11 protein-coding genes are annotated in these 12,881 nt (G+C 58.5%); 10 read left to right on the top strand and 1 reads right to left on the bottom strand.

What is annotated here, in order from left to right:
- Positions 1–80: 80 nt before the first annotated feature.
- From QN377_RS22060 to QN377_RS22050, 3 genes are all read left to right on the top strand, one after another.
- On the top strand, positions 81–1,643 hold the full coding sequence (locus QN377_RS22060) for a sigma-54-dependent transcriptional regulator (protein ID WP_095018923.1): 1,563 nt from the start codon (positions 81–83) through the stop codon (positions 1,641–1,643).
- Between the two features lie 399 nt (positions 1,644–2,042).
- On the top strand, positions 2,043–3,644 hold the full coding sequence (locus QN377_RS22055) for an S-type pyocin domain-containing protein (RefSeq protein ID WP_322212640.1): 1,602 nt from the start codon (positions 2,043–2,045) through the stop codon (positions 3,642–3,644).
- A complete protein-coding gene (locus QN377_RS22050) occupies positions 3,641–3,913 on the top strand; it encodes a colicin immunity domain-containing protein (protein ID WP_095018922.1) in 273 nt (90 codons plus the stop codon). The genes QN377_RS22055 and QN377_RS22050 overlap by 4 nt, the downstream gene beginning before the upstream one ends.
- A 13-nt stretch (positions 3,914–3,926) precedes the next feature.
- On the opposite strand, the gene QN377_RS22045 is transcribed toward QN377_RS22050, so the two are convergent.
- A complete protein-coding gene (locus tag QN377_RS22045; RefSeq protein WP_095021117.1) occupies positions 3,927–4,130 on the bottom strand; it encodes a hypothetical protein in 204 nt (67 codons plus the stop codon).
- A 342-nt stretch (positions 4,131–4,472) separates the two neighbouring features.
- On the opposite strand from QN377_RS22045, the gene QN377_RS22040 reads away from it, so the two are divergent.
- The 7 genes from QN377_RS22040 to QN377_RS22010 are packed head-to-tail and all read left to right on the top strand — an operon-like array spanning position 4,473 to position 12,785.
- Entirely contained in the window at positions 4,473–5,213 is a 741-nt protein-coding gene (locus QN377_RS22040) for a flagellar basal body rod protein FlgF (RefSeq protein ID WP_095002629.1), read from the top strand.
- A 45-nt stretch (positions 5,214–5,258) separates the two neighbouring features.
- Positions 5,259–6,044: a flagellar basal-body rod protein FlgG gene (gene flgG, locus QN377_RS22035; protein ID WP_095028755.1), complete on the top strand. Its 786-nt coding sequence runs from the start codon at positions 5,259–5,261 to the stop codon at positions 6,042–6,044.
- 24 nt (positions 6,045–6,068) lie between these two features.
- Positions 6,069–6,764 (top strand): flagellar basal body L-ring protein FlgH, encoded by a 696-nt coding sequence (gene flgH, locus QN377_RS22030; protein ID WP_095002627.1) that lies wholly within the window; start codon positions 6,069–6,071, stop codon positions 6,762–6,764.
- A 14-nt stretch (positions 6,765–6,778) separates the two neighbouring features.
- Entirely contained in the window at positions 6,779–7,888 is a 1,110-nt protein-coding gene (locus QN377_RS22025; protein WP_095039317.1) for a flagellar basal body P-ring protein FlgI, read from the top strand.
- Positions 7,889–7,898: 10 nt separating this feature from the next.
- Positions 7,899–9,155: a flagellar assembly peptidoglycan hydrolase FlgJ gene (flgJ, locus tag QN377_RS22020; protein ID WP_095018918.1), complete on the top strand. Its 1,257-nt coding sequence runs from the start codon at positions 7,899–7,901 to the stop codon at positions 9,153–9,155.
- A gap of 10 nt (positions 9,156–9,165) precedes the next feature.
- Positions 9,166–11,190 carry a flagellar hook-associated protein FlgK gene (gene flgK / locus QN377_RS22015; RefSeq protein ID WP_095002624.1) on the top strand — a complete coding sequence of 675 codons (2,025 nt, stop codon included), beginning with the start codon at positions 9,166–9,168 and terminating at the stop codon, positions 11,188–11,190.
- A 14-nt stretch (positions 11,191–11,204) separates the two neighbouring features.
- Complete coding sequence (locus QN377_RS22010) at positions 11,205–12,785, top strand: flagellar hook-associated protein 3 (RefSeq protein ID WP_322212642.1); 1,581 nt, start codon at positions 11,205–11,207, stop codon at positions 12,783–12,785.
- The last annotated feature ends 96 nt before the right edge of the window (positions 12,786–12,881 follow it).

Raw genomic sequence — 12,881 nt, 5'->3', positions numbered from 1 at the left:
AGATGTGTATAAGAGACAGTTCGCGAGCAGGCTCGCTCCCACATAGGACATCCATTGTTAGTTATTCCCGAGCCCTGCCCATGCGTATCAAAGTCCACTGCCAAAACCGGATTGGCATCCTTCGCGACATTCTCAACCTGCTGGTGGCCTACGGCATCAACGTCAAGCGCGGCGAGGTCGGGGGTGATCAGGGCAATGCGATTTATCTGTACTGCCCCAATCTGATTAATCTGCAATTTCAGGCCTTGCGTCCGAAGTTTGAAACCATCCCCGGGGTGTTTGGCGTCAAGCGTGTGGGCTTGATGCCCAGCGAGCGCCGGCATATGGAGCTTAACGCCTTGCTCGGGGCGCTGGAATTTCCGGTGCTGTCTATCGATATGGGCGGTTGCATTGTTGCGGCCAACCGTGCCGCCGCACAGTTGCTTGGGGTGCGGGTGGATGAAGTGCCGGGGATTTCCCTGTCACGCTACGCCGAAGACTTCGACCTGCCCGAACTGGTGCGGGCCAACAAGTCGCGGATCAATGGCTTGCGGGTCAAGATCAAGGGCCTGGTGTACCTGGCCGATATCGCCCCGCTGCAACTGGAACACGACGAAAGCGAGGCGATGGCCGGGGCCGTGCTGACCCTGCACCGCGCCGACCGTGTGGGCGAGCAAATCTACAATGTGCGCAAGCAGGAGCTGCGCGGCTTCGACAGTATTTTCCAAAGCTCCAAAGTCATGGCCGCGGTGGTGCGCGAAGCGCGGCGAATGGCACCGCTGGATGCGCCGCTATTAATAGAAGGTGAAACCGGCACCGGCAAGGAACTGCTGGCCCGGGCCTGCCATCTGGCCAGCCCTCGTGGCCAGTCGCCATTGATGGCGCTGAACTGCGCCGGCTTACCTGAGTCGATGGCTGAAACCGAACTGTTCGGCTACGGCCCCGGTGCCTTTGAAGGGGCGCGGGCGGAAGGCAAGCTCGGCCTGCTGGAGCTGACAGCAGGAGGTACGTTGTTTCTCGATGGCGTGGGTGAAATGAGCCCGCGCTTGCAGGTCAAATTGCTGCGCTTCTTGCAGGATGGTTGCTTTCGCCGGGTTGGCAGTGATGAAGAGGTGTATCTGGATGTGCGGGTGATGTGCGCCACCCAGGTCGACCTGTCCGAGCTGTGCGCCCGTGGCGAGTTTCGCCAGGATCTGTATCACCGGCTCAACGTGCTATCGCTGCATATTCCGCCGCTGCGCGATTGCCTGGACGGGCTGGAACCGCTGGTGGAGCATTTCCTCGATCAGGCCAGTCGCCAGATCGGTTGCTCGCTGCCGCGCCTGGCGCCAGCGGCAATGGATCGTTTGAGCCACTACCACTGGCCGGGCAACGTGCGCCAGTTGGAGAACGTGCTGTTTCAGGCGGTGTCGCTGTGTGATGGCGGGGTGGTCAAGGCTGAGCATATCCGCCTGCCGGATTACGGCGTGCGTCAGCCCCTGGGCGAGTTCTCGCTGGAAGGCGGGCTGGAGCAGATTGTCGGGCGGTTCGAAAAGGCAGTATTGGAACAGCTGTATTCCGAGCACCCGAGTAGCCGATTGCTGGGCAAGCGATTGGGGGTGTCCCATACCACCATCGCCAACAAACTGCGCGAGCACGACATTATTAAGCCGGGCAAGGACTAACGGCTAACGCCAAAAGCCCCTCACATAAAGCATGCAAGGAAGCTACTTCATTAGGGACCAATAAATACATTGGTGTGGACACTGCAAATATCTGAGCAGTGACAGCGAACAGTGAGTAGAAGTGCGGTTAGACGGCCCCCTTGTCGTGAACCGCATGAGACATAACGCAGGCGTTTTTACGGGTGCTTACACAACTGCGCAAGCCATTTTATGCATAAGCGCATAAAATGGCTTGGCATCAAAGCTGTATCTATGCACAGTATTATGAGTGTTTGTCCCGCTGTCTCTGATACCCAAACGCCCTTGTAGGACTGATGGCTTCGGGGAAGTTTATAACGCTAGGTATGGGTAATTTCTACCCGAGTTATTGATAAAGCTCAGAATGAAAAGGATATCGTTGTGACTGAGAAAAATATTGTTGTGACAAGTGGTCGCCCTATGAATCCAGGCGGTGGCGGTGGCGGTGGCGGTGGAATGGGAATGGGGTCTTGGCTAAGTGGTTACACTTATGCACATATTTCAGGTCCAGATCCAGCACAGCGCCAGGCTTTCACGTCGGTACATCGTTATGAATCTAACGCCAGAAAACGCATTGTGGCTGCATATGAGAAAAGCCTTCAGGCTTTACCGAAAACCGTAACTGACGAAGTAGCTCGTTTGGAATCGGAGTTGTTGGCTCCGACTAAAAACCCAGTTGATAGCTTTGCGCGAATTAAGTCTATCCTACAGAACCTCTATAATCAGGCAATCGCTCGGCGTGATGTTGAAAAGAAATTATCGCTGGCTTACAACGGTGCAGAACCTACTACTCGTGACGTAACCTACCATCCTGCGTATAGCACCAGTTACGCTCGCGGTGAAGGTGGTTACGGAGCCATGGTCCAGTTGTGGATAAAGTCTCATGAAGCTCACTATCAAGCCTTGATAATGGATCAAATGGCGAAGTTTCTTTCCGAACAAATAGCCCTGGTAGCTGCTGCGCAAACGGAAGCTATCAAGAAAGCGAACACATTCACGCTTCCAGTATTAACTGATAAAGCTGAAATGGGAGTGGCGGCGGGCTCAATTGCAATAACAGCTGGCTCTAAAATGACTCTCGATGCAGCCCTTCAAGCTGGTATCCAAGCATTGAGGGGAATTGGCAGTGTAGCTTTAGACCGTGTAACTGGCGTCGGTATTGGGCTGTTGGTGTATTCACCTCAACTGGGCAACGGTGACCTCCATCCGTCAACGATGATGACGGTTCCCGCTAAATCTATTGCGCCTAGCCTTCCTGTGAACTTGTCGGCTGTTGCTTCTTCCGGAGGCAGTGTTGATGTGCCGTACCGGGTCTACGGGGAGCAGCATAAGTACTCCGTTGTAGCGACCACATCCAGCGGTGGTGTATCTGCGAAGGTGCCTGTTCGGGCATTAACATTTAACGCCAGCCTGAACGCCTATACGTTCACCACGGCTGATAACCCGTCTCGCACGCTGGTCTTTCCTATTGCGACTCCAGGCAACAGTTCGACTTCTACTCCAGCTAAACCTGTGGCCGTGCCGGTATACACTGGTGTGACTCTCACTCCACTTGAGATTAAGGCGGAAGAACTACCGGCAGTGGATCAACTAGATATTCACGACTGTATCTATTGCTTTCCAGCCGGTTCGGGTCTGCCTCCAATTTATGCGGTTTTCAGCGAATCGCTAGATTCCGGAAAATTCTCACGCAAACAATTGGATAAAAAGTTCAAGCATGCTAATAGTTTTGGGGTAACTGATACCCGTAAAAACATCGAGACGCTGAGCAAGTTCAGGGATGCTGTTAATGAGCATCTTGCTGATGTCGATACCTCTCCCCATGGGACATATCAGCGAGAAACAGACTCAACTGTTTTTTTCAACAAAAGAACAAACAATGTCGTTATCATTGGTGGCGATGGTAAATTTTTGTCGGGTTGGAAGCTTGACCCAGCTACCCCACAATTTAAAAACTACATTGAGAAAGGAGTTCTGCAATGAGTCTTGAGCTTATCCAGCTTGCCAAGAAATTCGCTGACGGCGGCTTGTCTGCAAATGCTTTTGCCGATCCATATATCGCTAAGTGGAGCGCAGAGCGAGATGCAAACAAACTCAAGGACGACAATGCAAACGTCTCTGAATGTGCATCGACCATTTTCATCCTGGCAGACTGCTACAACCCTGATCTAGATCGCAGAAAAAGTGAGCTAGATGAAGCTGGTTTGAGAGCTGAGGTCAAAGCAACCTTGAGTAAATTCAAGCTGGCCTGAATCTACTCAATGGTTAGGCTTGAAAAGCCCAGCCCGTCTGGGCTTTTTTGAGTCCGTTCAGTAAAGCCTGTTTACCGAAATCCCCTTTTTGATTTCGTAAAAAAACCTGTAAATCCCCGCCTAAAACGGGTTTATTTTGCCTCTTGCCATCATTTTTGAAACTTATCGGGCGCCGCCCAGCCTCATCAGAAATGAGGTTACACATGCCTGCGAACATCTACGCCCCCGAATCCGTTTTGGATGAAGTCGCTACCCGGGTTGGCCTGGTGGTTGGTGCTGCAAAAGGTGGCAACCCTGTCCTGGAGGGAGAGGGAACCAAAGGCAAAAGCAGATCTTCGCAACGCCAGAAATCAGCTTGGGGTGAGGGCCCTCGACGGCCACTACCCAGGCCAGCCCTTGCCGCAACCGGCAGAACCCCGCCGTCTCCTCGCACCGAATCTTCCCTCATCCCTGCGCAAACCCGCGCCGCAGCGCGTCAAAATAAAGTTGGTGCGCAAATTGCAATGACCTCTTCAGTACAGCGGTGGGCGGCAAGCGTCCGTCAGACAGAGGAAAGACTGTGGACAAGTACCTTTATGTGGCAATGACCGGCGCCAGTCAGAACGCACTGGCGCAGAAGGCGCATGCCAACAATCTGGCGAACATCTCGACCAACGGGTTTCAGCGTGACCTGGAACAGGCCCGCTCGATGCCGGTGTTTGGTGACAGCTTTCCGGCGCGTGCCTTTGCCTTGACCGAGCGCCCTGCCACCGATTTCAGCCAAGGTGCCCTGGTCGAGACCGGCCGCGACCTGGATGTGGCCGTGTCCGGCGACGGCTGGCTGGCGGTGCAGGCCCCCGACGGCAGTGAGGCCTATGTGCGCACCGCCAGCATGAACGTGGATGCCCTGGGCATCCTGCGTGCCGGCAACGGCATGCCGATCATGGGCAACGGCGGGCCGATCGCGGTGCCGCCCCAGCAGCAGATCGAAGTCGGCGAAGACGGCACCATCAGCATCCGCGCCCAGGGCGAAGGCCCACGGGTGATGGCGCAAGTGGACCGGATCAAGCTGGTCCAGCCGGACCTGAAAACCATGAGCAAGGGCCTCGACGGCCTGATCCACACCAATGACGGTCAGCCGGCCCCGGCCGATGCCAATGTGCGGGTGACCTCGGGTTTTCTGCAGGCGAGCAACGTTAATGCCGTGGATGAAATGACCTCGGTGCTGGCTTTGTCCAAGCAGTTCGAGCTGCATATCAAAATGATGAACACCGCCAAAGAAGACGACCAGGCCATGACTCGCGTCCTGTCCATCAGCTAATTACTTGAACGTGGCGCCGAAAAACCGGCGCGCGAGGAGAGCACCATGCTTCCGGCACTGTGGGTTGCAAAAACGGGTTTGGCTGCACAAGACACCAACCTGACCACCATTTCCAACAACCTGGCCAACGTCTCGACCACCGGCTTCAAACGTGATCGCGCCGAGTTCCAGGACTTGCTCTACCAGATCAAGCGCCAGCCAGGTGCACAGTCGACCCAGGACAGCGAACTGCCATCGGGCCTGCAAGTGGGCACCGGGGTACGTATTGTCGGCACGCAAAAGAACTTCACTGCCGGTAGCCTGCAAACCACTGAGCAGCCGCTGGACATGGCCATCAACGGCCGTGGTTTTTTCCAGATCATGCAGCCCGACGGAACAACGGCCTACACCCGTGACGGTACTTTCCATCTGGACTCCAATGGCCAGATCGTCACCGCCAGCGGCTTTGCCCTGGAACCGGCGATTGTGGTGCCGGCCGATGCCCAGACCTTTACCGTCGGCCAGGACGGCACCGTATCGGTGACCATTTCCGGCAACCCGGCCGCGCAAGTGATCGGCAACGTGCAGACCGCCGACTTTATCAACCCGGCCGGCTTGCAGTCCCAGGGCGGCAACCTGTTCCTGGAAACCGCTTCCAGCGGCGCGCCGCAAATCGGCACCCCGGGCCTGAACGGTTTTGGCCTGACCATGCAAAGCATGCTCGAGACCTCGAACGTCAGCACCGTAGAAGAAATGGTCAATATGATCACCACCCAGCGCGCCTACGAGATGAACTCCAAAGTGATCTCGACCGCTGACCAGATGTTGTCGTTCGTTACGCAAAACCTGTAATTACGTGAAATAGCGGGAGAGCTCATGAAGCGCTTGTTTTCTGTTCTGGCACTGGGCGCCATCACCTTGCTGGCCGGCTGCGTCAGCCCGCCACCGCGGGCCAACGACCCGTACTACGCACCTGTGCTGCCGCGTACGCCGCTGCCGGCTGCCGCCAACAACGGCTCGATTTACCAGGCCGGTTTCGAGCAGAACCTGTACAGCGACCGCAAGGCGTACCGCATCGGCGACATCATTACCATTACCCTTAATGAGAAGACCCAGGCGAGTAAAAACGCCAACTCGGCGATCGGTAAAAACAGCAACACCAGCATCGGCCTGACCTCGTTGTTCGGCAGCGGCCTGACCACCAACAACCCGCTGGGTGGTGGCGATTTGAGCCTCAATGCCGGTTATAGCGGCAGCCGCGCCACCAAGGGCGACAGCAAGGCCGGGCAGGGCAACAGCCTGACCGGCTCGATCACCGTGACTGTCGCCGACGTGCTGCCCAACGGCATCATCGCCGTGCGCGGTGAAAAGTGGATGACCCTTAACACCGGCGACGAGCTGGTACGCATTGCTGGCCTGGTACGGGCCGATGACATTGCCACCGACAACACCGTGTCTTCGACCCGTGTGGCCGATGCGCGCATCACCTACTCGGGCACCGGCTCGTTTGCCGATGCGAGCCAGCCGGGCTGGTTTGACCGTTTCTTCCTTAGCCCGCTGTTTCCCTTTTAGTGATGAACTTCACCATGCCCAACCTCAAGTATCTGCTGGCAGCCGTGTTGCTGTTGTCGACCTCCCTGGGCGCCCACGCCGAGCGGTTGAAAGACATCGCCAGCATTTCCGGCGTGCGTTCCAACCAATTGATTGGTTATGGCCTGGTGGTGGGCTTGAATGGTACGGGTGACCAGACCACACAAACCCCGTTTACCCTGCAAACGTTCAATAACATGCTGTCGCAGTTTGGCATCAAGGTGCCGCCGGGTTCGGGCAATGTGCAGCTGAAAAACGTTGCGGCGGTGTCCATCAGCGCCGATTTGCCGGCATTCGCCAAGCCGGGGCAGGTGATCGATATCACCGTTTCCTCCATCGGCAACTCCAAAAGCCTGCGCGGCGGTACGCTGCTGCTGACACCGCTTAAAGGCATCGATGGCAATGTGTATGCGGTGGCCCAGGGCAATCTGGTGGTCGGCGGTTTCGATGCCGAAGGCCGCGACGGCTCGAAAATCACCGTCAACGTGCCGTCGGCGGGGCGTATTCCGGGTGGCGCATCGGTTGAGCGGGCCGTACCCAGCGGTTTCAACCAGGGCAACAGCCTGACTCTGAACCTCAACCGCTCGGACTTCACCACCGCCAAGCGTATCGTCGACAAGATCAATGACCTGCTCGGCCCCGGTGTGGCGCAGGCCATCGATGGCGGCTCGGTTCGGGTTACGGCGCCGCTGGACCCGAGCCAGCGGGTCGACTATCTGTCGATCCTGGAAAACCTCGAAGTCGATCCGGGGCAGGCGGTGGCCAAAGTCATCATCAACTCGCGTACCGGCACCATCGTGATTGGCCAGAACGTCAAGGTTTCGCCCGCCGCAGTGACCCACGGCAGCCTGACCGTGACCATCACCGAAGACCCGATTGTCAGCCAGCCCGGCCCGCTGTCCAACGGCGAGACCGCCGTGGTGCCGCGTTCGCGACTGAATGCCCAGCAGGAAGCCAAGCCGATGTTCAAGTTCGGCCCGGGCACCACCCTCGACGAAATCGTGCGGGCGGTAAACCAGGTCGGCGCAGCGCCAGGGGACTTGATGGCGATTCTCGAAGCGCTGAAACAGGCCGGCGCGCTGCAAGCCGACCTGATCGTGATCTGAGGCCGACGTCATGGATATGCGTAAGAGTGGAGTAGTCAGTGGCAGCGATTCCGGGGCGTTCACCGACCTGAATCGGCTGAACAATCTGAAAGTTGGCGACCGCGAAAGCGACGGCAATATGCGCAAAGTTGCGCAGGAATTCGAGTCGCTGTTCCTCAACGAGATGCTCAAGTCGATGCGCTCGGCCAACGAAGTGCTGGGCAAGGACAACCCGCTCAACACCCCGGCGGCCAAGCAGTATCAGGAAATGTACGACCAGCAATTGTCCGTGACCCTGTCCCGGCAGGGCGGTGGTATCGGCCTGGCCGATGTGTTGATGCGCCAGATGTCGAAAAACAAAGCTGCGGTGCCGGGGGAGGCTGCGGCGACCACGGCGCTGACTGCCGAAGCCAAAGCCCCGGCCGCCACCACCGTCGACAGCCCTTTTGTGCGCTCCAGTGGTCAGCGTCCATTGTGGGCTTCGCGGGTCGCCATCACGCCGCAGGCAGCCGGCGGCGGCCATCAGAATGACATGGCCCTGCTCAATCAGCGCCGTCTGGCGCTGCCGAGCAAGCTGACTGACCGCTTGCTGGCCGGGATCGTGCCATCGGCCGATCCGGTGCGTTCCACGCTCAATACCGCCGCCGTGCCGGGGCGCACTTCGCCGGGGCTGGATGCCGTGCTCAAGGGCAGCCGCCAGCCGATGCTCAGTGCCAGTGGCGTGCAGGGGCGCATGCAGGTTTACGGTCGTGCCGTGGCGCAGCCGCCGCTGGCCCCGGCCAAACAGGCCTTCGAGTCGCCGGATGCGTTTGTCGCCACCATGTTGCCGATGGCGCAACAGGCCGCCGACCGCATCGGCGTCGACCCGCTGTACCTGGTGGCGCAAGCCGCACTGGAAACCGGCTGGGGCAAGTCGGTGATGCGCCAGCAAGATGGCAGCAGCAGTCACAACCTGTTCGGCATCAAGGCCACCGGCAGTTGGCAGGGCGCCCAGGCGCGGGCCATCACCAGCGAGTTCAGGGGCGGGCAGATGGTCAAGGAGACAGCGGAATTCCGTTCCTACGATTCCTACCAGGACAGCTTCCATGATCTGGTGACGCTGTTGCAGAGCAACAATCGTTATAAAGAAGTGCTCAACGCGGCCGATAAACCGGAGCAGTTTGTACGCGAATTGCAGAAGGCCGGTTATGCGACCGACCCTGAGTACGCGAGCAAGATTTCGCAGATAGCCAAGCAAATGAAAACCTACCAGAGCTACGCCTCGACGGGTTCTCTCACGAATTTATAAGGTTTGAACCATGGCGAGTTTGATCAACATCGGGATGTCGGGGCTCAATGCCAGTCAGGGCGCATTGGCGACAGTCGGCAACAACATTGCCAACGCCAATACCTCGGGCTATTCGCGTCAGCAGATCGTCCAGGGCAGCGCCGCGTCGCAACAGGTGGGCGGGGTGTTTATCGGCACCGGCACCACCCTGGCCGACGTGCGCCGCGTGTACAACTCCTACCTCGACGCCCAGTTGCAAACCACCACCTCGCTCAATGGCGATGCCCAGGCTTATCTCGACCAGATCGGCACGGTCGACAAACTGCTGTCGGATAAAAACACGGGCGTATCGGCAGCCCTGAGCAGCTTTTTCAGCTCGTTGCAAACCGCCGCCGCGGCGCCCGGTGATGTGTCCGCGCGGCAGTTGTTGCTGACCAGCGCGCAAACCCTGAGCAACCGCTTCAACTCGATTTCGACCCAGCTCAACCAGCAGAACGAGGGCATCAACAGCCAGCTGGACACCCTCACCTCGATGGTCAACCAGCACACAGCCACCATTGCTTCGCTGAACAAGCAGATCGCCCAGGCCACCACGGCTGGCAATACGCCGAACAACCTGCTGGATGCGCGTAACGAAGCCGTGCGCAGCCTCAACGAGCTGGTCGGGGTGACGGTTCAGGAGCACGACAACGTCTACGACATTACCCTGGGCACCGGCCAATCGCTGGTGCAGGGCAGCACCTCGAACACGATTTCGGCGGTGCCAGGCAAGGTCGATAAAAGCCAATACAGCATCCAGGTCAACTTCCAGCAATCGAGTTCGGATGTGACCTCGGTGATCAGTGGCGGCAAGATCGGCGGCCTGCTGCGTTACCGCGACGATGTGCTGGCACCGGCGATGAACGATTTGGGCCGTACAGCCATTGTGGTCGCCGATGCGATCAACCAGCAGCTGGGCCAGGGTCTGGATGCCAATGGCGAGTTCGGCTCGTCGTTGTTCAACAGCATCAACAGTGCCACGGCCATCAGCCAGCGCAGCCAGGCGGCGACCGGAAATATTGGCGCAGGCAACTTCAATGTCAGCATCGCTGACAGCGGCGCGCTGACCGCCTACGACTACCAGGTCACGTTCACCAGCGCCACCGAGTACTCGGTCAAGCGTTCCGACGGCACCGATATGGGTGCGTTCGCTACCACGGACACCCCGGCCAAGGTCATTGACGGCTTCACCCTGGATCTCAAGGGCGGCCCGATGACCGCTGGCGACGCGTTCAAGGTCAGCCCCACCCGCAGTGGTGCAGGCAATATCGGCGTGCAAATGAGCGATGCCAATAAATTGGCATTTGCCGGGCCGCTGGTGGCTGGCCCGGGCAGCTCCAACACCGGTACGGGGGCGGTGGGTAGCCTCAATCTGTCGTCAGCGCTGGATATCTACGGCGGCGTCAATCTGGGCAAAGCGCAAAGCGATATTGAAGGCGCCATGCCGGTGCGCATTGCCTTTGACGAAGCCAGCGCGGATGGCACCCAGAGCTACCGGGTACTGAACGAGGCTGGCAAGGAAATCGGCAAGGGCAGCATCGTGCCGGGCCAGGACAACAAGGTCACGATCAATGTGCCCGTGACCAACGCGGACGGCACCACCACAAACGTGGGGTTCGACACGGTGATCAGCGGCTCGCCGGGCAAGGGCGACAGCTTCGATATCAAGTTCAACAAGGACGGCAAGGCCGACAACCGCAACGCCAACGAACTGCTGGGCCTGCAAACCAAGGCCACAGTGGGCGTAGGCAAGGACGGCACTGGCGGCGTCAGCATGGCTACTTCCTACAGTCAGTTGGTGTCCAAGGTGGGCGGTAAAGCCAGCCAGGCGGCGGTCGACGGCACCGCCAATGGCGCGGCACTGGCCTACGCCAAAGAGGTGCGCAACTCGGTATCCCAGGTCAACCTGGACGAAGAAGCCTCCAATCTGGTCAAGTTCCAGCAGTACTACACCGCCTCGTCGCAGATCATCAAAGCGGCGCAAGCAACCTTCAGCACGCTGATCAACAGTCTTTAAGGGAGCCCGCGACGATGCGTATTTCAACTTCGCAGTTTTTTGAATCGACCAGTGCCACCTACCAGAACAACTTCTCGTCGGTGATCAAGACCCAGGGCCAGATCGACTCCGGCGTACGTATCCAGACCGCTGCCGATGACCCGGTAGGTGCGGCGCGCCTGCTGCAATTGCAGCAGCAAAAAGACATGCTGGCGCAGTACAGCACCAATATGAACAGCATCAAGTCGTCGCTGGGCGCCCAGGAAGCGGTGCTCGACAGCATCAATAACTCATTGCAAAAGGCCAGTGAGCTGGCCCTGGGCGCAGGCAGCGGTAAAAGCGATGCCGATCGCCTGGCCATTGCCAACGAACTGGGCAGCATTGAAGAACAGGTGTTCAGCCTGCTCAACAGCAAGGACGCCTCGGGCAACTATATGTTCTCCGGCTCCAAAACCGACACCCCGCCATACACCCGCAACAATGATGGCACCTACAGCTATCAGGGCGACGACACCCAGCTCAACCTCAAGGTTTCCGACACCCTGACCCTGGCCAGCAGCGACACGGCCAGAAGCATCATGGAAGGCGCGACCAATACCGGCCGTACCCAGGCGACTTTTGTGCCCGGCGTGGATGCCAATGGCGAGCCGACCGTCAATGACGGCAAGCTCTCGGTGTCTGCCGGTCTGGTCACTTCAAGCGCGGTGTTCAACAAGAGTTTTGCCGAAGGTCAACCCTATACGCTGAAATTCAGCAGCAGCACCCAGTACACCCTGACTGACCGCGACGGCAACGATCTGACCTCGCAGGTGGCGGGCAATGGCGTGTTCGACCCGACCAAGGACGGTTCGCAGAGCATCAGCCTGCGCGGCGTATCCTTTGATATCACCCCCAATCTCAAGGACATCCCGGCGGCGGATCGCGATGCGGCAGTGGCGGGGCGTACCTTTACCCTGGAGGCCAAGGCAGACACGATCAACACCTCGCGCACGCCGAGCAATGGTTCGACGGCACAGATTACCAATTCCACGGTGACCGACGCCCAGGCCTATGGCGACAGCTTTCCGAGCAATGGCGCGGTGATCAAATTTACCAGCGCCACCGAGTACGAGGTGTATGCCCAGCCGCTGAGCGCCGACAGCAAGTCGATTGCCCAGGGCACTGTTGATGGTGGTGCGCTCGGGATCAAGTTCGACTTCGCTGGAGCACCGCAGGCGGGCGACCAGTTTGTCGTCAACCGCAACAATCACCAGAGTCAGAACGCGCTGGACACCATCAGCCAGCTGCGCAAGGCCCTGGAAATCCCCAGCGACAAAGACCCGCTGACCCAGCAAACGCAAAAGGACGCGATCAACTCCGCGATCGGCAACCTGAAAAACGCCAGTGCCGGCGTTGACAGCGCCCGCGGCTCGATTGGTGCGCGCCTGAAGGCGGTGGATATTCAGGCGGATGAAAATATCAGCCTGGGCCTGGCCAACGACTCCACCACGGCGGCGATCGGCAACACCGATATGGCGGGGGCGTCCATTGAGCTGGCGTTCCAGAAAGCCATGCTCGAAGCCTCGCAACTGGCGTTTGTGAAAATCTCCCAGCTGAGCCTGTTCAACCAGCTCTAAACAGCGGTGCAGGGGGGGGGCTAATGTGGGAGCGGGCTTGCCCGCGATGCAGGCGACACGGTATGCCGGTAATACCGCTGTCTCTTATACACATCT

The organism is Pseudomonas sp. CCC4.1 (genome assembly GCF_035019225.1).
Classification (GTDB): Bacteria; Pseudomonadota; Gammaproteobacteria; order Pseudomonadales; family Pseudomonadaceae; genus Aquipseudomonas; species Aquipseudomonas bubulae.
Note: the sequence above shows the minus strand (reverse complement) of the source record. Positions and strands in the feature narration are given on the sequence as shown.